Genomic DNA, 20,254 nt, shown 5'->3' on the forward strand with positions numbered 1-20,254 from the left:
CACGCCGCAGGGAGAACAATCGAGGGGCGGTTTCGGATCTCTCCGAAACCGCCCCTCGATCAACGACTGTCTCCAGTCGGGACGACAGGATTTGAACCTGCGACCCCTTGACCCCCAGTCAAGTGCGCTACCAAGCTGCGCCACGTCCCGTTACCCGCCTGACCTGGGGTTTCCCCCGGCCGAACGCGCAGGAAAACCATACCGCACTCGGGCCGGTGGTCGCGCACCGCTTTTCCGGGGCGCGGTCCGCCGGCGCCCGCTCCGGTGACGTCAGCACTTCTGCGCGCGGGACGGCTCGGCCGCGGCGGCCGCGGTCCCGCTCGAGCCCGCGGCGGCCGCGTCCACCCGCACCAGTCCGCGCACCGCCGGTATCAGGAGCAGGGCGGCGCACACGGCGAAGCTGGTGACCCCCGCGACGAGCAGTACCCGGTCGGCGCCGAGGGCGGCGGCGGCCGGACCCGCGAGCGCCTGGCCGACCGGCATCATCGCCAGCGAGCCCGCCACGTCGTAGGCGTGGATGCGGTTGAGGACGTCCGGCGGGACCTGGGTCTGCACGCTGGTCGCCCACATCACGCCCCAGAAGGACATGCCGGCCCCGGCGACGGCGGCGCCGGCCGCCATGGCGGGGACGCCGAGCCCGGCGCCGACGCTCGCGGGGAAGGCGGCGAAGCCGACGAGGGCGATCGCGCCGGCCCGGAGCATGCGCACCGGCCGCAGCCGCAGGGCGAGGAGGCCGCCCACGACGGTTCCCGCGCCCAGGGCGGAGTTGACCAGTCCGTAGGCGCGGGGGCCGTGCTCCCCCACCACCTCGGTGGCGACCAGCGGCACGGTCGGACCCCAGACGGCGATCATGTAGACGCACCAGACGGCTATGACGTTCCACAGCCACCGGCGCGCGAGGAACTCCCGCCACCCCTGGACCAGGTCGGCGCGGAAGGCCTTGCTCCCGCGGCCGGAGACCGCCCGGCTCCCCGGCGCGGGCGGGGGCAGCCGGAGCAGCAGCAGGCACAGGGCGCTGACCGCGTAGGTGGTGGCGTGCGCGGCGAAGACACCGCCCGGTGAGGCGAAGCCGACCAGGAGGCCGGCCACGGCGGGTCCGGCGAGCTGGGCGGCGGACTCGGCGACGCGTATCGCGCCGTTGGCTCCCTGGACGTCGGAGGCGAGCCGGGGCACGGTGCTGGCGACGCCGGGCTGGAAGACGGCGCCCGCGACGCCGTTGGCGAAGCCGATGGCGCAGATCTGCCAGAGCACGACGTGCCCGGAGAAGAAGAGCGCGGCGGCCAGGGCCTGGGTGCCGAGCCGTACCAGGTCGGCGCCGATCATGAGCTTGCGGGTGCTGAAGCGGTCGGCGAGGACTCCGCCGAAGACGACCAGACCGGCGAAGGCGGCGGCCGTCGCGGCCATGGCGAGACCGACCGCGCCCGCCCCGTACCCGTGCTGGAGCAGTCCGGCGGCGAGCGCGACGGGCAGCATGGTGTCGCCGAGGCGGGCCACGGCCCGGGCGGCGAAGAACAGCGCGAAGTCCCGCGACCAGACGGCTCGCGCCGCCGTCGGCCGCAATGACGTACCGGCCATCCCGTGCTCTCCCCTCCCCTTGCGCCCCACCCCTGCGCCCGCCTGCCCTCCCGTGGCACCGTGCGTCCGGCAGCCGGAACCCCCCTCCGGTCCCGGCTGTCACGCACGTCTTCGGATCATGCCACGGGGCACTGACAACGCCCGAGGGGTTTTCAGCCCCCGGCGGGCAGCCCCAGCCGGGGGTGGGCCTCCAGCAGCCTGGTTGGGGCCGCCTGGCGCCAGGAGTCGGCGAGGATGTCGCGCAGCTCGTCCTCGACCTCCAGGGCGGCGAGCCTGGCCCGCACCCAGGCGAACTGGGCCTCGTGCGCGGCGATCCAGAACTTGTCCGGCTCGGCCAGCACCAGTTCGTCGCGCTCCTCCTTCGGGCAGCGCACCGCGAGCGAGGTCTCGTCCTCGGGCAGCGTGGCGAACATCTTCCCCGCGACCCGGAAGGTGGGCATGCTCCAGGCGGTCTTCTCCGTCGTGTCCGGCAGGGACAGGGCGATACGGCGTACGTCTTCTGCGTCCGGCATGACAGGCACGGTAGCCGCCGCCACCGACAATCACCCGGCGGCGGCGTGGGCGCCCACCCGCTCCCCGACCTGCTTGAAGTAGAGCGTCGTCGGCCGCAGTTCCCCGCCCGGGTCCGCCGCGTAGTCCGGGATCGTGCCGGCTCGGGTCCACCCGGCGGACCGGTACAGGTGCTCGGCCGGGCTGCCGGTCTCGGTGTCCAGGTGGAGCAGGGTGATCCCGGCCGCCGCGGCCGCCTCCTCGGCGGTGGCCAGCAGCCGGCGGCCCACTCCCCGGCCGCGGACCGAGCGGGACACCATGAGCTTGACCAGCTCCGCGCGGTGGCGGCTGTTGGGCTTGTCCGGCAGGGCGAGGCTCACCGTCCCGGTCACCCGCTCCCCCTCCCGCGCCACCCAGACGGCGAGCTGCCCGGCGGCCACGGCGGCGGCCCGCCCCCGCCACCAGTGCGCGGCCTCCGCGTGAGTGAGCGGGGCGAGGAAGCCTACGGAGGCGCCGCCCGCGACGGTGTCGGCCAGCAGACCGGCCAGGCCGTCCAGCAGCGCCGTCACCCCGTGCTCGTCGACCCGGTCCACGTTCACTGCAGCACCACCGCCAGCGCGTAGCGGGCACCGCCGGGCCCGGGGCACCGGAACCGCGTCGGCCCCCACACGCGCATCCGCAGGCAGTCACCGGCGGCGAGGTGGTGCTCCACGTCCTGCGCCGTGATCTCCAGGGCCCCTTCCAGGAGCCAGACGTGCTGCTCCAGGCCGGGCACCGGCGGCCGGTCGTAGGCGATGTCGGCGCCCGCCGCGAGCCGTCCCTCGACGAGTTCGCCGCGCAGTCCCGGGTGCGGCGGGGACACCGAGCGGCGTACGAACCCGGCGGGACGGTCCTCCCACACGGGTTGCTCGGCGGCCCGCACCAGCAGCGCGGGTTCCGCCTCGACCTCGCTGAGCAGCCGGGACATGGTCCGTCCGTAGACCGCGCACAGGCGGTTGAGTACGGCGGCGGTGGGGCTGGTCTCGGCCCGCTCGGCCCGGGACAGCGTGGACCGGCTCACCCCGCTGCGCTCCGCCAGCTCTCCCAGCGACCAGCCGCGTTCGGCCCGCAGTTCGGCCAGCCGGGCGGCGAGCCGGGCGTCCACCGGGTCCGCGACGACGTCGTCTTCTCTCATATCCGGGACGCTATCCCGTTGATGAGACGCCCGTGTTACGGAAGGCTCACGCCCGGGCCGCGTCGCCGAGTGCGTCGAGGACCGGGCGGATCAGCGGGTGGTCCTCCGCTCCCCGCCGTACGGCCGCGAAGACGCGGCGGGTGGGCGCCACCCCGTCGACCGGGCGGACGACCACGCCGGTCAGGTCGGTGCCGAGCAGCGCCGAGCGCGGGACGAGCGCCACCCCGGCGTCGGCCGCGGCGAGGGACACCACCGCGCGGAAGTCGTCCGAGGAGTGTTCGAGGCGGGGCTGGAACCCGGCGCTCTCACAGGCCAGCACGACCACGTCGTGGCAAGGGTTGCCCGGGTAGGGGCCGATCCAGGTGTCCTTGGCCAGCTCCGCGAGCGGCACCTCGTCGGCGTCGGCGAGACGGTGGGCGACCGGGACGACCGCGTCGAAGGGCTCGGCGTACAGCGAGACGTGGGTCAGGCGCGGGTCGTCGGCGGGCGGCGCCCCGCGGTACTCGACGGCGACCGCGACGTCGACCTGCCGGTCGAGGACCATCGGCAGGCTGGCGTCGCCCTCGGCGTCCTGGACGCGGACCCGGATGCCGGGGGCCGACTCGGCGAGGCGGGCCAGGGCGGGCGCGACGACGAGGGCGATGCCGGTCGCGAAGGAGGCGACCGTGACCGTACCCGCCTCGCCCGAGCCGTAGGCGGCCAGCTCGGCCTCGGCCCGCTCCAGCTGGGCGAGGACGGCGTTGGTGTGGCTGAGCAGGATCTCGCCGGCCGGGGTCAGCCGTACGCCCTTGGCGCCGCGCTCGACCAGGCGGTGCCCGGTCTCCTGCTCCAGGGCGGCCAGCTGCTGGGAGACCGCGGACGGGGTGAGGTAGAGCGCGGCGGCGGCCGCCGTCACGGTGCGGTGGTCCGCCACCGCTCGCAGGATGTGCAGCCGCCGCGCCTCGATCATGGGATCGATTCTCTCAGGTCACCGGGGCTTTTCAGGCCGCGAGCTGCTCCCGGGCGGCCACGAAGGCGTCCACCGCGCGGTTGACGTCGTCCGTGGAGTGGGCGGCGGACAGCTGGACGCGGATGCGGGCCTTGTCCTGCGGGACGACCGGGTAGGAGAAGCCGATCACGTACACGCCGCGCTCCAGGAGCAGCTCCGCCATGCGGCCCGCCTTCGTCGCGTCGCCGATCATGACGGGCGCGATGGCGTGGTCGCCGGGGAGGATGTCGAAGCCCTCGTCCGTCATCCGGCGGCGGAACAGCGCGGTGTTCTCGGCGAGCCGGACGCGCAGGTCGTCGGCCGACTCCAGCAGGTCGAGCACCTTGAGGGAGGCGGCGGCGATCACCGGGGCGAGGGTGTTGGAGAAGAGGTACGGCCTGGAGCGCTGGCGCAGCAGGGCGACGATCTCGGCGCGGGCCGCGACGTAGCCGCCGGACGCGCCGCCGAGCGCCTTGCCGAGGGTGCCGGTGATGATGTCGACGCGGTCCATGACGCCGTGCAGCTCGGGGGTGCCGCGGCCGCCGGGGCCGACGAAGCCGACGGCGTGCGAGTCGTCGACCATGACCATGGCGTCGTAGCGGTCGGCGAGGTCGCAGATCTCGTCGAGCGGGGCGACGTAGCCGTCCATGGAGAAGACGCCGTCGGTGACGATCAGCTTGCGGCGGGCCTCGCCGGCGGCCTTGAGCTGCGCCTCCAGGTCGGCCATGTCGCGGTTGGCGTAGCGCAGCCGCTTGGCCTTGGACAGCCGGATGCCGTCGATGATGGAGGCGTGGTTGAGGGCGTCGGAGATCACCGCGTCCTCGGGGCCCAGCAGGGTCTCGAAGACGCCGCCGTTGGCGTCGAAGCAGGAGGAGTAGAGGATCGTGTCCTCCTGGCCGAGGAACGCGGAGAGCCGGGCCTCCAGTTCCTTGTGCACCTCCTGGGTGCCGCAGATGAAGCGCACGGACGCCATGCCGTAGCCCCAGCGGTCCAGCGCCTCGTGGGCGGCGGCGACGACCTCGGGGTGGTCGGCGAGACCGAGGTAGTTGTTGGCGCAGAAGTTGAGGACCTCGCCGGGGCGGCCGCCCGCGGTGACGTTGACGGTCGCGGACTGCGGGGTGCCGATGACGCGCTCGGGCTTGTGCAGGCCGGCGGCGCGGATCTCGTCGAGGGTGGCGCGCAGGTCGTCGCGCACGGAGTCGAACATCTCTAAGGCTCCTGGGGATACGGGAGTTGCGGGGGTGGCTTACGCGGTCCAGTCGAGGATGACCTTGCCGCCGCGGCCGCTCGCCGCGTCGGCGAACGCGGCCTCGAAGTCGCGGTGGGAGTAGCGGCCGGTGATCACGGGGGCGAGGTCGAGGCCGCCTTCGAGCAGCACGGACATGGCGTACCAGGTCTCGAACATCTCGCGGCCGTAGATGCCCTTGACGGTGATCATGGAGGTGACGACGCGGGCCCAGTCGACCGGGAACTCCTCGGCGGGCAGGCCGAGCATGGCGATCCGGCCGCCGTGCGTCATGTTGGCGATCATGTCGCGCATGGCCTCGGGACGGCCGGACATCTCCAGGCCGATGTCGAAGCCCTCGCGCAGGCCCAGTTCGCGCTGTCCGTCGGCGATGGTGGCGTCCGAGACGTTCAGGGCGAGGCTGACGCCGACCTTGCGGGCCAGTTCCAGCCGCTCCTCGCTCACGTCCGTGATGACGACGTTGCGGGCGCCGGCGTGCCGGGCCACGGCGGCGGCCATCAGGCCGATCGGTCCGGCGCCGGTGATGAGGACGTCCTCGCCGACCAGCGGGAAGGACAGCGCGGTGTGCACGGCGTTGCCGAACGGGTCGAAGATCGCGGCGACGTCGAGGTCGACGGGGACGCGGTGCACCCAGACGTTGGATGCGGGCAGGGCCACGTACTCGGCGAACGCCCCGTCCCGGCCGACGCCGAGGCCGACGGTGGCGCGGCACAGGTGGCGCCGGCCGGCCAGGCAGTTGCGGCACTTGCCGCAGACCAGGTGGCCCTCGCCGCTGACCCGGTCGCCGGCCTTGATGTCGGTGACGTCGCGCCCGGTGTCGACGACCTCGCCGACGAACTCGTGGCCGACGACGAGCGGGGTGCGGATGGCCTGCTGCGCCCAGCCGTCCCAAGCCCGGATGTGCAGGTCGGTGCCGCAGATGCCGGTGCGCAGCACCTTGATGAGGACGTCACCGGACCCGATGGTGGGCTCCGGGACGTCCGCGAGCCACAGCCCGGGCTCCGCCTTCTCCTTGACCAGCGCCTTCAACGCTACGGCTCCTGACGGGGGTGAGGTCCCGGCCGTGGGCATGCCGAAGCGGCCCGCGTCCGGGGAGGGGAGGGTAATCGCACAGCAATCTGCCGTACGGCACCGTCCCCGGTCCATCGAGCCTTTCTTAAGCCCGGCCGCAGCTTTCCTTCACGCACCCGGCGAGGGTCCGCGTGCGCCCGGCGGGGAGCCTGCCGCCGCTCACAGCGGGAGCCCGTCCTCCGCGCTGCGTTCGATGCGCCGTACGAGGTCGGCCGCCGTCGTCTTGATCGTGGCCAGGCCCGCGGTCCCCCAGGTCCGGGGCTGTACGTCCGCGGCGGACACGGTGCCCAGCACCGTCCCGGTGCTGTCGATGAGCGGGGCGCCCAGGTAGGAGCGGATGCCGAACGCGTCGACGACGGGGTTGCCCGCGAAGCGCGGGTAGTCGCGCACGTCCTCCAGGACCAGCGCCTTGCGCCGGACCACCACGTGGGGGCAGAAGCCGTGGTCGCGCGGCTGGACCCGGCCGAACTCGGGGCTGGTCCCGTCGCCCCGCGTCACCGGCGGGACCTCCGGCACCCGCAGTCCGGCGAAGAACTGCCCGCCCTCCACCAGGAAGTTGACCATCGCGTACGGCGCCTCGGCGAGGGCCGCGAGGTGGGCGGCGAAGGCGTCGAGGGCCGGGTCGGCTCGTTCCGCCAGGCCGAGCCGGCGCAGCCGCCGTACCCGGGTGGGGGCCTCCCGGTCCTCGGGGGTGAGCAGCAGACGTCCGGCCGGGCGCGGCGGGTCGTAGCTCATGGGCGGACTCCGGCGCCGGACCCGGACGTCGGGGCCGGGGTGTGGGCGATGAGGTGGCGTACGAGGGTGAGCAGCGTCTGTACGCCGGAGCTGGAGATCCGGGCGTCGCAGCGCACGATCGGGATCTCGGGGTGCAGGTCCATGGCCGCGCGCACCTCCTCGGGGTCGTAGCGGTAGGAGCCGTCGAACTCGTTGATCGCGACGACGAAGCCGAGTCCGCGTTCCTCGAAGAAGTCGACGGCGGCGAAGGACTCCTCCAGACGGCGGGTGTCCGCGATGATCACCGCCCCGAGGGCGCCCTCGCACAGTTCGTCCCACATGAACCAGAAGCGTTCCTGGCCCGGTGTCCCGAACAGGTACAGGACGTGTTCGGGGTCGAGGGTGAGCCGGCCGAAGTCCATGGCCACGGTCGTTTCGAGTTTGTTCTCGATTCCGTCGAGGTTGTCGGTCGCGGCGCTGACCGTGGTGAGCAGTTCCTCCGTGCTCAGCGGCGCGATCTCGCTGACCGCGCCGACGAAGGTCGTCTTGCCGACGCCGAATCCGCCCGCCACGAGGATCTTCAGGGCGGTGGGGAACGGGTCGGCGCCTTCGCCGTGCGTGTGGTCAGAGCTGTCGTCGTAGTCCATCGAGCACTGCCTCCAGAAGGGCCCGGTCCGTGGGGTGGTGGTGGAACGCGGCGGGGGGTTTGGTGGTCAGCGCGCCGCAGTCGACGAGGTCCGAGAGCAGCACCTTGGTGACCGCCACCGGAAGCCGCAGGTGGGCGGCGAGTTCGGCGACCGGGAGGGGCGCCCGGCACAGGTCGAGTGCCTGTGTGTGCTCGGGTCCGAGGTAGCCGAGGGGGGTCGCCCCGGTGGCCATGACCTGGGACATCAGGTCGAGCGCGACGGTGGGCCGGGTACGGCCGTTGCTGACGGTGAAAGGGCGCACCAGCCGTCCGGCGGCGTCGTCGAGCCAGGGCCCGTCGCCGGCCGCGGCCACCGTCAAGGCCTCATCGCCGGGGGTTCGGCGGTGTGCTGCCGGGGCGCGGTGACCAGGTAGGGGCGGACGCTCTTGACGAGCATCGCCATCTCGTAGCCGAGGACGGCCGCGTCGGCCTCGCGGCCGGCCAGCACGGCGAGGCAGGTGCCGGAGCCCGCGGTGGTGACGAAGAGCAGGGTCGAGGCGAGTTCGACGACGACCTGCCGCACGTCCCCGCCGTCGCCGAAGCGGACGCCGGCGCTGCGGCCGAGGGAGTACAGGCCGGAGGCCAGGGCCGCCATGTGGTCGGCGCTGTCGGCGTCGAGTCCGTGGACGGACTTCACCAGTCCGTCGGCGGACAGGAGCACCGCGCTGCTGGTGTGCGGCACGCGCTGGACGAGGCCGCTCATCAGCCAGTCGAGGTCGGACACTTGGCCGGTCGGCGCATCGCTCGCCATGGTGGATCGACTCCTTGGGGTACGAAGGTCTGCGGGAGCGCGGGTCAGGGGGGTGGGGGTGGTCGCGGGGGTAGTGGTCGTGAGGGCGGGGGCGTGCGGGGAGGCGGGGGTCGTCGTGGGGGTGGGGGTCGTCATTCGGCCGTCCCGCCCGGGTCGCCCTGGGCCGGTGTCAGGGGCGCTGGTTCGCTGTGCTGCTGGGCCTCCGCGAGGCCGACGCCGCGCTGGAAGGCCGCCATCAGGCCCGGGTCGTGCCCGGTGTACGGCTCGGGGTCCTGGCGGGGCGCGGGGCCGCCGCGCAACTGGGGCACGATGTGCTCCTGGGCACGGCGGCGCGGCAGTTGGGGCTTCCCCATGGTGCCGCGCACCGCGCTGAGCCGCGGGACGGGCGGGGTGTTCGCGTGTTCGGCGAGGACGCCCCGGTCCTCGGGCCGTACTCCGGGCACGGCGGCGGCCGGGGTGGCGCGGTTCCGGTGCGTGCCGCGCACGGGCAGCGGCACGGGTTCACCGACGCCCCTGCGGGCCTCGACCGGGCCGGGCGCCTCGGATGCGGGGACGGGGGCGGGCCCGGGCGGGACGGGGGCCGGGACAACCGGAGCCGGTACAACGGGAGCCGGTACAACCGGAGCGGGTACTGCCGGAGCGGGTGCTCCCGGAGCCGACGTGTCGAAGGCCGGGGCGCCGAAGTCCCGTGCGTCCAGCGACGGTACGTGCGCCGTGGCGGACACCTCCGGAGCCTGCGGCACCGCGGGCGGCACGGCCCGCGGCTGCTGCCGGGGCGACGCCGCGGTCACCGGTCCGGCAGGGGTGACCGTGGCCGGGTGGGCGGCACTCCCGGGCAGCGCACCCGGCTCGGTGCCCAGCAGCGCCTGCGGCACGACCAGGACGGCCTGGACGCCGCCGTAGATGTTGGTCTGGAGCCGCACGGTGATCCCGTGCCGCTTGGCGAGCTGGGAGACGACGAACAGTCCGATGCGCCCGTCCGCGAGCAGGCGGGCGACGTTGACCTGGTCGGGGTCGGCGAGCAGGGCGTTCATGCGGTCCTGCTCACCGACGGGCATGCCCAGTCCGCGGTCCTCGACCTCGACGGCGAGGCCCGAGGTGACGAGGTTGGCGCGCATCAGCACCTGGGTCTGCGGCGCGGAGAACAGGGTGGCGTTCTCGACGAGTTCGGCCAGCAGGTGGATGACGTCGGCGACCGCGTGGCCGCGCAGGGTGCCGTCGATCGGCGGGACCAGCCGGACCCGGGAGTACTGCTCGACCTCGGCGATGGCCGAGCGCAGCACCTCGGTCATGTCGACCGGGTTGCTCCACTGGCGGCGGGAGACGGCACCGCCGAGCACCGCGAGGTTCTCGGCGTGGCGCCGGATGCGGGTGGCGAGGTGGTCGACGTGGAAGAGGCCCTTGAGGAGGTCGGGGTCCTCGATCTCGTTCTCCAGCTCGTCCAGGATGGAGATCTCCCGGTGCACCAGGGACTGCAGGCGCCGCGCGAGGTTGACGAAGACCTCGAGCTTCTGTTCGCTGCCCGCCTGGCTGGAGAGCTGGGCGGCGCGGACGACGGCGGTGACGGCGCCGTCGTGGGCGCGGGAGAGGTCGGCGGCGAGCAGTTCGAAGTCGTCGGCGTCGTCCGGCGGTCCGCCGCGCGGGGTGCGCGGGGCCGGGGACTCGCCCCGGCGCAGCGCCTCCACGACGGCGCGCAGGTCGCCCTCCTGGCGCGCGGTGTTGCGGCGCAGTGCGCCGACACGGTCGTGCACGGACCGCGCGGCGCGGTCGGCGGCGACGGCCGCGATGACGACGGCCGCGACGGTCACCGAGAGCGCCCCGGCGAGTACGGCCCACAGGACGGGGCCGGGCCGGATGCCGGTGGACCGGACGGTGAAGAGGACGACCGCGCAGGCGCTGAGGGCGACCGCGACCGGTGGCAGGACGGCGAGCCTCAGGAGTTGGGGCCGTATGTGGGTCTCGGGCAGCGCGGTGGTGGTACGCGGGGCCGGCCGGCCGTGCCGTCCGCCCTCGCGGCGGTCTGCTCGCGCGGCCGGGGCGCGGAGGTGAGACATCGGTGTCCTCGTACTGGTCCGTGTACTGGTCCGTCGGCCCTACGTCGCCCGACGGACACTGACAGTAGTCGGCTGCCCCTCATGTGCGGTGGGCAGTTGCCAAAGTCCCTCGGACAACGTCCCGCTCTGGTATGAGGCCTCGTACGACAGACCGATAAGCCGGATACGCAACCGTTCCGGCATGGCCGCGAAGCAGTCGGACTCGATCAGAAACGGTCACCGTCGGTGACGGTCTACGGGGAGCCGGAGGTACCCCGTCGCGCGATCAGGGACCGCGCGGCCCGCCGCGCGGCCTCCGGGTCGAAGCGGTCCGCGTGCCGGGTCGTCCGCGTGGCGCCACAGGGGCACGGAGCCTGAGCGGGGCCGCAGCAGGCCGGGTGTGGTCCACAGCCAGAGCCCGAACGCCCCCTCGACGTGCCGCAAGTTCCTGCGCAGGGCGAGCCCGGCCAGGCCGACACCGACCGCCACCCAGGGCCGGTCGGGGGCGAACTGGGCGACGCTCACGACGACCCGCCGCGCCGGTGCGCCTGGCGCCGGGCCGTTCTGTCAGGGCGCGAACCAGGCGGTGGACGTCACGGCGGCTTCCTCCCGGGAGACGGAGTTGTACCTGCGGGGCGCACATACGTGCACCATGCCCAGGTTCTCGTCGGCCGCGATGCGGCCCGGCGAGTATCGACGAACCCATTGACGCCCCCACGCCCCCGTGAAACAAGTATATGGATTTTATATCTTCGACTCGCTGGGGGCCCGATGACCGACACCACCCCGGACGCCGCACCCCGTGCCACGACGTTCACCACCCGCTCCCCGGCGACCGGCGAACCTCTCGCCGAGCATCCGGTCGACGGCCCCGAGGAGGTCGCCCGGGCCGTGGCGCGGGCCCGGCGGGCGCAGGAGGGCTGGGCCGCGCTGCCCGCGGCCCGGCGCCGGGAGCGATTGCTGCGCTGGAAACGGCTGCTCGCCCGCGAGTTGGGCACCGTCGCCCGGACCGTCGCCGAGGAGACCGGCAAGCCGGCCGGTGACGCCGGACTGGAGGTCGTCCTCACTCTGGAGCACCTCGGGTGGGCCGCGCGCAACGCCGACCGCGTGCTGCGCCGGCGGCGGGTGCGCACCGGGCTGTTCACGGTCCACCAACGGGCCTCGCTGGTGCACCGGCCGCTGGGGGTGGTCGGCGTGATCGGCCCGTGGAACTACCCCTGCTACACCCCGATGGGCTCCGTCGGGTACGCCCTGGCGGCGGGCAACGCGGTGGTCCTCAAGCCGTCCGAACTGACCCCGGCCACCGGTCTCCTGCTCGCCGCACTGTTCGACGAGGCGGTGCCCGCGCACGCCGGGCTGTTCACCGTCGTCACCGGTGCCGCGGCCACCGGGGAGGCGCTGGTCCGCTCCGGGGTCGACAAGCTGGCGTTCACCGGGTCGCCCGGGACGGCGCGCAAGGTGATGGAGGTCTGCGCCGAGACGCTGACCCCGTTCCTCGCCGAGTGCGGCGGCAAGGACGCCGTGATCGTCACCGCGGACGCGGACCTGGACGCCGCCGCAGACGCGATCGTGTGGGGCGCGTTCGGCAACGCCGGGCAGACCTGCGCGGGAGTGGAGCGCGTCTACGCCGTGCGCGAGGTCCACGAGGCGCTGTGCGAGCGGGTGGTGCGGCGCGCCGGCGCGCTGCGGCCCGGCTCCGGCGGGGACGCGCACTACGGTCCGATGACCCTGCCGGGCCAGCTGGAGACCGTGGCACGGCATGTGACCGAGGCGGTGTCGTCGGGCGCGCGGGCCCTGCTGGGCGGCCCCGAGTCGGTCCGGGCGCCCTACGTCGCGCCCGTCGTGCTGACCGGCGCGCCGGCGGACTCGGCGGCGATGACGGAGGAGACCTTCGGCCCGGTCGTCGCCGTCGACGCGGTGGCCGACGTGGACGAGGCGGTGGCCCGCGCCAACGACTCCCGGTACGCCCTGGGGGCCGCGGTGTTCTGCGGCAGCCGGCGCACCGGGGCCGCGATCGCGGCCCGGCTGCACGCGGGGGCGGTGTCGGTGAACTCGGTGCTGGGTTTCGCGGCCGTGCCGGCGCTGCCGTTCGGCGGCTCGCGGGACTCCGGGTTCGGGCGGATCCACGGTGCGGAGGGGCTGCGGGCGTTCACGGCGGTGCAGTCGACGACCGTGCAGCGCTTCGCCCCGCCGATCGCACTGACCTCCTTCGAGGTGTCGGCCGCCGCCCGGGAGCGTGCGGTGCGGCTGGCCCGGTCACTGCACCTGCGGCACTGAACCGCCGGCCGGTGCACGACCGTTCAGGCGTTGAGGAGCGGGGCCAGGTAACGGCGGGCGAAGGCGCGGGCCTGGTCCTCGTCGTCCATCTCGATGCAGCTGGCCGGGTTGAGCAGGAAGGAGACGGCCACCCGCACCATGAGTTCGGCGACGGGCCGCGGGTCGTCGCCGGGCCGGCCCTCGGCCTGCTGCGCCCGGCGCAGGTGGCCCGTCAGGTAGTCGACGGTGGCGGCGAGCGAGGACCCGCCGTGCACGGTCAGGTACGGCAGCACCACCTCGGGCTCCAGCCGCAGCAGTCCTCCGAAGAGGGGGTGGGCGCGGGTGTGGCGCAGGGCGACCACGAACCCCTCGACGACCCGTTCCTCCATGGTCGGCAGCGCGGCCACCGCTTGGTCCAGTCGCTGGAAGAACCGGCTGTTCTCGCGCAGCAGGGTCTGCTCGACCAGCGCGTCCTTGGTCCCGAAGCGCCGGTAGACGGTGACGCGGGAGACACCGGCCCGTTTGGCGACGTCGTCCATGGAGGAACGGCGCAGGCCGAAGACGGTGAACTGCTCCAGCGCCGCGTCGAGGATGCGTCGCGCCGTCGGGTCCTCCGTCTCGGTCTTCGCGGCCGTGGTCACGAAGCGGCACCTCCGTCCCGGGCGATCGAGAAACAACTGCCACCACTTTGTCACACGAATTCTGGAGGACCTGATGGGAAGTCGTCTCACCGAAGAGCAGTCCGCGTTCGTCGCGGCCGTCGCAGACTTCGCCAAGCGCGAGTGCGGCACCCGGCAGCAGCGCGACGCGCTGACGGGCGACGGCCGCGGGGCGCACCACCCCGGGCTGTACGGCAGGCTCGCCGAACTGGGCTGGCTCGGAGTGTGCCTGCCCGAGGAGTACGGAGGTGCCGGCGGCGGGCTGGCCGACGCCTGCCTCTTCCTGGAGGAGACCTCTTACGGCATGGTCCCGGCCGGCGGTTTCATCACCACCGTCATCGCCGCCAAGGCCTACGAGCGGTTCGGCACCGAAAAGCAGCGGCACGAGGTGCTGTCCGGCGTCGTGCGCGGCGACGTCCTGTCCATCGCCATGTCCGAGCCGGAGGCAGGTTCGGACGTCGGCGCGCTGCGCTGCCGGGCCCGGCGGGCGGCCGACGGGACGTGGCTGATCGACGGGCAGAAGACCTGGATATCCAACGCCCACTGCGCGCGGAGCATCCTGCTGGTGGCCCGCACCGGCGAGGACAAGCACGGCGGACTGACCATGTTCCACCTGCCCGCCGACACCCCGGGCGTGGAGGTGCGGGGCATCGACACCATGGGCGGCCGAGAGGTCAACGACGTGTTCCTGACCGGCGTCCGGCTGCCCGCCGACGCCGTGGTGGGACAGGTCGACGACGGCTGGCGGCAGCTGATGGCCGGGCTCAACCACGAGCGGCTCTTCCTCGCCTCGAACATGCTGGGCCTGGCCCGCCGCGCCTTCGACGACGCGCTCGGCTACGTCCGCGAGCGCGAGCAGTTCGGCCGTCCCGTCGGGTCCTTCCAGGCGCTGCGGCACCGGGTGGCCGACCTCGCCACCGAGATCGAGTGCACCCGGCTGCTGGTGCGCGAGGTGGCCCTGGACTGCGATGCCCAGCCCGACCGCCTGTTCCCGAGGGAGGCGTCGATGGCCAAGCTGAAGGCCACGGAGGTCGCCAAGCGGGCGGCCCTGGAGGGCATGCAGATGATGGGCGGCTACGGCTACACGACCGAGTTCGACATGGAGCGCCACCTGCGGGCCGCGGTCGTCTCCACGGTCTACGGCGGAACCAGCGAGATCCAGCGGGACGTGATCGGCAAGACGTACGGCCTCTGAGCCGGCCGGTGAACGAGCGGCGCCGCCCGCCCCGGTGGGGGGGCGGGCGGCGCCGTCGGTCCCGGCAGCCGAGTCCGTGCTCAGTCCCCGTACAGCCCGGCCAGCGCCTCGGCGTACTTGTCCCGGATCACCCGGCGCCGCATCTTCAGCGAGGGTGTCAGCTCGCCGGTCGCCGGGCCCCATTCCCCGGCCAGCAGCTCGTACCGCTTCACCTGCTCGGTACGGCTGAGCCGGGAGTTGGCGGCGGCCACCGCCCGGTCCACCTCGGCCCGCACGGCCGGGTGCGCCACCAGCCCGGCCACCGTGCCGTCCGCCACGACGCCGTGGGCCGCGGCCCAGGCCGGGGCGGCCTCCGCGTCCAGCACCAGCAGGGCGACCAGGTAGGAGCGCCGGTCTCCGTGGACCAGGGCCTGACCGATCAGCGGGTGTTCCTTGAGCGCGTTCTCCACCAGGGCCGGAGAGACGTTCTTGCCGGTCGAGGTGATGATCATCTCCTTCTTCCGGTCGGTGAGCCAGAGGTAGCCGTCGTCGTCCGTCCGCCCGATGTCGCCGGTGGCCAGCCAGCCGTCGGCGTCCAGGGCCGAGCGCACCGATCCGTCCGGCCTGAGGTAGCCGGAGAAGACGGACTCGCCCCGCACCTCGATCTCGCCGTCCGCGGCGAGCCGGACCTCGACGGACTCCACGGGGCGTCCCACCGAACCGATGCGGAATCCGGTGCGGGGGCTGTTGGTGGTGGCCACGCCGGTGGTCTCGGTCAGCCCCCAGGCATCCATGATCACGACACCGAACCCGGCCCAGAAGTGGACCACGTCGACGGGCATCGGCGCCGAGGCGCTGGCCGCCCAGGTCACCCGGTCGAGCCCGCCCGCCGCCAGCAGCGGCAACAGGACCTCCTCGCGGGCACGGGCGTAGCGCTCCTCCAGCTCGGCGGGCGGCGACTCGCCCCGCTCGCGGTACCCGACGTGCTCGCGGGCCACCGCGGACGCCGCGTCGATGACCTCCCGCTGCTCGGCCGGCATCAGGGAGAGGACGGCCCGCACGGCGGCGCACAGCTTCTCCCAGATTCGCGGCACGCCGAAGAACTGCGCGGGACGCACCTTGCGCACGACCGTGCCCACGGCGGCGGGGTCGGCGCAGAGGTAGACGTGCGAGGCCCGGTGACAGGGCAGGTAGATGCCGAGCATCCGCTCCGCGATGTGGGCGAACGGCAGGTAGCAGATGTGCTCCACGTGCGGCGGCAGCTCCACCACCGCGTCCAGCGCGAGGGCGTTGGCCAGCACCTGGCGGTGGGTCAAAACTACGCCCTTGGGCTCGCCCGTGGTGCCGGAGGTGTAGACGACGGTCAGCGGGTCCTCGGGGCGGGCGGCGTCCAGTTCCTCGGCGAACCGCTCCGCTGCCGGCTCCCGCAGGAGCGCGGCGTACTGGACGTGGCCGCCCTCGGCGCCGGGCTCGGCGAGCACCAGCCGCTCCAGCGGCGTATCGGCGTCGGTCAGGAGCGGCTCCCACAGCTGGGCCTGGTCCGCCCCCTCCACCACCGCGACCCGAGCCCGGCAGTTGCGGGCGATGTGGGTGATCTGCTCGGGGGCCGCGGTGCCGTAGACGCTGACCGGGACCGCACCGAGGCGGACCAGCGCCAGGTCGGACAGCCAGTGCTCGGGCCGGTTGGCCATCATCATCAGCACATGGTCGCCGCGGCCGACGCCGAGTCCCGCGTAACCGGCGGCAAGGCGCTCGGTGTGCTCGTGGATCTCCGCCCAGGTGAGCGTCGTCCAGTCGCCGTTCCCGTCTCCCTCCGGCGGCTGCCAGGACAGAGCGGGCAGTCGCGGGTGGTCACGGGCGTTGCGGGCCAGCAGCCGCGGGAGCGTGCGCCGGGCCGACGCGTCGGGCGGTTCGCCGGCAGTACGGGGCTCTGGAGTCATCGGGGCCTCCTTGCGGGTGGGTGGGAAACGCCGGAGTCAGAAGTCCGCGAAGGTCTCACCGCGTTCCGCCTTGCGCAGCAGCAGCGGAGGCGGGGTGAAGCGCTCGCCGTAGCGGTCGGCCAGCTCGCGGGCGCGGGCGACGAAACCGGGCAGGCCCGCACCTGCCCCGGCGCCGCCGTCGTATCCGTTGATGTACTGGAGGACGCCGCCGGTCCAGCCGGGGAAGCCGATGCCGAAGATCGAGCCGATGTTGGCGTCGGCGACGGAGGTCAGCACCCCCTCCTCCAGGAGCCGGACGGTGTCCAGCGCCTCCGAGAACAGCATCCTCTCCCGCATGTCGGCGAACGGGATCTCGTACCCCGGCTTCGTGAAGTGCTCACGCAGCCCCGGCCACAGCCCGGCCCGCCTGCCGTCCTCGCCGTACTCGTAGAACCCGGCGCCGCCACTGCGTCCGGGGCGCTCGAACTCGTCGATCATGCGGTCGACGATGTGGTCCACGGGGTGCGGCTCCCAAGTCCTCCCGGCCTCCTGGACGGCCCGCTTCGTCTCCTCGCGGATCTTGCGGGGGAGGGTGAGGGTCAGCTCGTCCATCAGGGACAGCACCTTGGCCGGGTAACCCGCCTGGGCCGCCGCCTGCTCCACCGAGGCGGGCTCGATGCCCTCCCCCACCATCGCCACACCCTCGTTGATGAAGTGGCCGATGACCCGGGAGGTGAAGAAGCCCCGCGAGTCGTTGACCACGATCGGCGTCTTGCCGATCTGCCGGACCAGGTCGAACGCCCGGGCCAGGGCCTCGTCCCCGGTCCGCTCGCCCTTGATGATCTCCACCAGCGGCATCCTGTCCACGGGTGAGAAGAAGTGCAGCCCGATGAAGTCGCCCTGCCGCTCCACCCCCTCGGCCAGCGCCGTGATCGGCAGCGTGGAGGTGTTCGAGCACAGCAGCGCGTCGGGGGCGACGACGTGCTCGATCTCCTGGAACACCTTGTGCTTGAGCGAAGTGTCCTCGAACACCGCCTCGATCACCGCGTCACACCCCGCCAGATCGGCCGCCTCGGCCGTCGGCGTGATCCGCGCCAGCAGCGCGTCCGCCTTCTCCTGACTCGTACGGCCCTTCGCGACGGCCTTGGCGCACAGCTTCTCCGAATACGCCTTGCCCTTGAGCGCCGACTCCAGGGAGACGTCCTTCAGCACCACGTCGATGCCCGCACGCGCACACGAGTAGGCGATACCCGCACCCATCATCCCCGCACCCAGCACGGCCACCTTGGCGACCTTCCCCGGCTCGACACCCTTCGGACGGTTGGCACCGGAATTGACCGCCTGCAGGTCGAAGAAGAACGCCTGGATCATGTTCTTGGTGGTCTGACCGGTGACGAGTTCCGTCAGGTACCGGGCCTCCACGACGAAGGCCGTGTCCAGGTCGACCTGGGCCGTCTCCACGGCCGCGGCGAGGATGTTGCGCGGGGCCGGGCCCGGGGCGCCACCGGTCCGCTTCCTGAGCAGCGCGGGAAGGGCGGAGAGCTGGGCGGCGAGCTTCGGGTGCGAGGGCGTACCGCCGGGGATGCGGTGGCCGGGCCGGTCCCAGGGCTGGGCGGACTCCGGATGGGCGGCCACGAACGCCCGTGCCTTGGCGAGGAGTTCGTCCGGGTCGGCGGCGACCTCGTCGACCAGTCCGGCTTCCAGGGCGTCGACCGGCCCGTACTGGGTGCCCTCCAGGAGGACGGTCCGCAGCGCGTCCACGACGCCGAACATCCGGACGGTGCGGGTCACTCCCCCGCCGCCCGGCAACAGGCCCAGGGTGACTTCGGGGAGCCCCACCCGGGCGGCCGGGGTGTCGAGGACCACGCGGTGGTGGCAGGCCAACGCGATCTCGTAACCGCCGCCGAGGGCGGCGCCGTTGATCGCGGCGACGACGGGCCTGCCCAGGGTCTCCAGGGCGCGCAGCGAGCGCTTGACGCGCATGCCCGCCTCGAAGGACTGCTGTGCGGTCGCCGGGGTGACGGAGATCAGGTCGCGCAGGTCGCCGCCGGCGAAGAAGCTCCTCTTGGCCGAGGTGACGACGACGCCGCGGATGTCGTCACGGCGTTCCACGAGCCGCTGCGCGACGGCGTCGAGCGAGTCGATGAACGCGGCGTTCATGGTGTTGGCGGACTGGCCCGGATCGTCCAGGACGAGGGTGACGACGCCGTCCTCGGACTCCTCCCAGCGGATGGTGGAGGGCCGTGCGGTGGTGTCCATGACTGATGTCTCCAGTGAGGTCTCGGGCGGCGGCAGCACGGGTCAGACGCGCTCGACGATGGTGGCGATGCCCATGCCGCCGCCCACGCACAGGGTGGCGAGGCCGTAGCGCTTGTCCTGGCGCTCCAGTTCGTCGACGAGGGTGCCGAGGATCATCGCGCCGGTGGCGCCAAGGGGGTGACCGAGCGCGATCGCCCCGCCGTTGACGTTGACCTTGTCCAGCGACAGGCCCATGTCCTTCACGAAGCGCAGGACCACCGCCGCGAACGCCTCGTTGATCTCGACCAGGTCGATGTCCTCGATGCTCAGCCCGGCCCTGGCCAGCGCCTTGCGGGTGGCCGGGGCGGGGCCGGTGAGCATGATGGTCGGGTCGGCACCCGATACGGCGGCGGAGACGATCCGGGCGCGCGGCCGCAGACCGTAGCGGTCACCGACCTCCTCGGAACCGACGGCGACCAGGGAGGCGCCGTCGGCGATGCCGGAGGAGTTGCCCGCGTGGTGAACGTGGTCGATCCTCTCCACCCAGTGGTACTTCTGCAGCGCCACCGCGTCGAACCCGCCCAGCTCACCGATGTCCGCGAAGGACGGCTTCAGCCCGGCCAGGCTCTCGGCGGTGGTGCCGGGCCGCATGTGCTCGTCCCGGTCCAGGACCACCAGCCCGCTCCGGTCCACGACGGGGACGACCGACCGGTCGAAGCGCCCGTCCTTCCACGCGGTCGCCGCGCGCTCCTGGGACAGCGCCGCGTACTCGTCCACATCGCGGCACGAGAAGCCCTCGATGGTCGCGATCAGGTCGGCGCCGATCCCCTGCGGGACGAAGCCGGTGTCGTGGTTGGTGCGCGGGTCCAGCGCCCAGGCCCCGCCGTCGCTGCCCATCGGGACGCGGGACATGGACTCGACGCCGCCCGCGAGGACCAGGTCCTCCCACCCGGAGCGCACCTTCACAGCCGCCATGTTGACGGCTTCCAGGCCCGAGGCACAGAAGCGGTTCTCCTGCACACCGGCCACCGTGTCCGGCAACCCGGCCGCGATCGCCGCGATGCGGGCGATGTCCGAGCCCTGGTCGCCGACCGGGCCGACGACACCGAGCACGATGTCGTCCACCGCCGCCGAGTCCAGACCCGGGAACCGGGCGCGGATCTCCCGGATGAGACCGACGACCAGGTCGACGGACTTCGTGCCGTGCAGGGCGCCGTTCGCCTTGCCGCGTCCGCGCGGGGTGCGGATCGCGTCGTACACGTACGCTTCGGTGCTCACCTCGGGGGCCTCCCAGTGGGTGTGT

Annotated in this window: 18 protein-coding genes and 1 tRNA gene; 2 read left to right on the top strand and 17 right to left on the bottom strand. The window is 73.3% G+C overall.

Translation table 11 applies throughout. The features are described 5' to 3' along the window. Positions 1–76 precede the first annotated feature (76 nt). The 13 genes from R2E43_RS04420 to R2E43_RS04480 form a co-directional block, all read right to left on the bottom strand. A tRNA-Pro gene (locus R2E43_RS04420) sits at positions 77–150 on the bottom strand. 120 nt (positions 151–270) lie between these two features. Next, positions 271–1,575 (bottom strand): MFS transporter, encoded by a 1,305-nt coding sequence (locus R2E43_RS04425; RefSeq protein ID WP_011031193.1) that lies wholly within the window; start codon positions 1,573–1,575, stop codon positions 271–273. 152 nt (positions 1,576–1,727) lie between these two features. Then, positions 1,728–2,087 carry an MmcQ/YjbR family DNA-binding protein gene (locus R2E43_RS04430; RefSeq protein ID WP_332055923.1) on the bottom strand — a complete coding sequence of 120 codons (360 nt, stop codon included), beginning with the start codon at positions 2,085–2,087 and terminating at the stop codon, positions 1,728–1,730. Between the two features lie 30 nt (positions 2,088–2,117). Beyond that, positions 2,118–2,663, bottom strand: coding sequence for a GNAT family N-acetyltransferase (locus R2E43_RS04435; protein WP_011031191.1), 546 nt, complete (start codon positions 2,661–2,663; stop codon positions 2,118–2,120). Continuing rightward, positions 2,660–3,238, bottom strand: coding sequence for a helix-turn-helix domain-containing protein (locus R2E43_RS04440; protein WP_319218245.1), 579 nt, complete (start codon positions 3,236–3,238; stop codon positions 2,660–2,662). The genes R2E43_RS04435 and R2E43_RS04440 overlap by 4 nt, the downstream gene beginning before the upstream one ends. Before the next feature lie 46 nt (positions 3,239–3,284). Then, positions 3,285–4,187, bottom strand: a complete 903-nt coding sequence (locus R2E43_RS04445) for a LysR family transcriptional regulator (protein ID WP_003972197.1) — start codon at positions 4,185–4,187, stop codon at positions 3,285–3,287. A gap of 31 nt (positions 4,188–4,218) precedes the next feature. Continuing rightward, the gene (locus tag R2E43_RS04450; protein WP_003972198.1) at positions 4,219–5,412 is read right to left on the bottom strand and encodes a glycine C-acetyltransferase; all 1,194 of its coding nucleotides are present in this window, start codon (positions 5,410–5,412) and stop codon (positions 4,219–4,221) included. Positions 5,413–5,451: 39 nt separating this feature from the next. Beyond that, a complete protein-coding gene (gene tdh / locus R2E43_RS04455) occupies positions 5,452–6,480 on the bottom strand; it encodes an L-threonine 3-dehydrogenase (RefSeq protein WP_109028734.1) in 1,029 nt (342 codons plus the stop codon). 201 nt (positions 6,481–6,681) lie between these two features. Continuing rightward, positions 6,682–7,257 (bottom strand): GAF domain-containing protein, encoded by a 576-nt coding sequence (locus tag R2E43_RS04460; protein ID WP_003972200.1) that lies wholly within the window; start codon positions 7,255–7,257, stop codon positions 6,682–6,684. After that, complete coding sequence (locus R2E43_RS04465) at positions 7,254–7,883, bottom strand: GTP-binding protein (protein ID WP_016327875.1); 630 nt, start codon at positions 7,881–7,883, stop codon at positions 7,254–7,256. Before R2E43_RS04465 ends, R2E43_RS04460 begins: the two co-directional genes overlap by 4 nt. Further along, a complete protein-coding gene (locus tag R2E43_RS04470; RefSeq protein ID WP_003972202.1) occupies positions 7,861–8,235 on the bottom strand; it encodes a DUF742 domain-containing protein in 375 nt (124 codons plus the stop codon). Before R2E43_RS04470 ends, R2E43_RS04465 begins: the two co-directional genes overlap by 23 nt. 2 nt (positions 8,236–8,237) lie before the next feature. Further along, positions 8,238–8,672 carry a roadblock/LC7 domain-containing protein gene (locus tag R2E43_RS04475; RefSeq protein WP_003972203.1) on the bottom strand — a complete coding sequence of 145 codons (435 nt, stop codon included), beginning with the start codon at positions 8,670–8,672 and terminating at the stop codon, positions 8,238–8,240. A gap of 131 nt (positions 8,673–8,803) precedes the next feature. After that, on the bottom strand, positions 8,804–10,726 hold the full coding sequence (locus R2E43_RS04480; RefSeq protein ID WP_189284927.1) for a sensor histidine kinase: 1,923 nt from the start codon (positions 10,724–10,726) through the stop codon (positions 8,804–8,806). Positions 10,727–11,476: 750 nt separating this feature from the next. On the opposite strand from R2E43_RS04480, the gene R2E43_RS04485 reads away from it, so the two are divergent. After that, positions 11,477–12,982 carry an aldehyde dehydrogenase family protein gene (locus R2E43_RS04485; RefSeq protein ID WP_030873370.1) on the top strand — a complete coding sequence of 502 codons (1,506 nt, stop codon included), beginning with the start codon at positions 11,477–11,479 and terminating at the stop codon, positions 12,980–12,982. A 23-nt stretch (positions 12,983–13,005) separates the two neighbouring features. On the opposite strand, the gene R2E43_RS04490 is transcribed toward R2E43_RS04485, so the two are convergent. Next, positions 13,006–13,602: a TetR/AcrR family transcriptional regulator gene (locus R2E43_RS04490; protein WP_003972206.1), complete on the bottom strand. Its 597-nt coding sequence runs from the start codon at positions 13,600–13,602 to the stop codon at positions 13,006–13,008. A 73-nt stretch (positions 13,603–13,675) separates the two neighbouring features. Between R2E43_RS04490 and R2E43_RS04495 the strand changes: the two genes are divergently transcribed. Further along, entirely contained in the window at positions 13,676–14,815 is a 1,140-nt protein-coding gene (locus tag R2E43_RS04495) for an acyl-CoA dehydrogenase family protein (protein WP_016327870.1), read from the top strand. An 80-nt stretch (positions 14,816–14,895) separates the two neighbouring features. On the opposite strand, the gene R2E43_RS04500 is transcribed toward R2E43_RS04495, so the two are convergent. From R2E43_RS04500 to R2E43_RS04510, 3 genes are read right to left on the bottom strand one after another with little or no spacing between them, the layout of a single operon-like run. Continuing rightward, positions 14,896–16,734 carry an AMP-dependent synthetase/ligase gene (locus tag R2E43_RS04500; protein WP_332055924.1) on the bottom strand — a complete coding sequence of 613 codons (1,839 nt, stop codon included), beginning with the start codon at positions 16,732–16,734 and terminating at the stop codon, positions 14,896–14,898. 36 nt (positions 16,735–16,770) lie between these two features. Beyond that, positions 16,771–18,972, bottom strand: coding sequence for a 3-hydroxyacyl-CoA dehydrogenase NAD-binding domain-containing protein (locus R2E43_RS04505; protein WP_332055925.1), 2,202 nt, complete (start codon positions 18,970–18,972; stop codon positions 16,771–16,773). 42 nt (positions 18,973–19,014) lie between these two features. Next, entirely contained in the window at positions 19,015–20,229 is a 1,215-nt protein-coding gene (locus tag R2E43_RS04510) for an acetyl-CoA C-acetyltransferase (RefSeq protein WP_332055926.1), read from the bottom strand. Between the last annotated feature and the right edge of the window lie 25 nt (positions 20,230–20,254).

Source organism: Streptomyces violaceoruber (assembly GCF_033406955.1).
Taxonomy (GTDB): domain Bacteria; phylum Actinomycetota; class Actinomycetes; order Streptomycetales; family Streptomycetaceae; genus Streptomyces; species Streptomyces violaceoruber.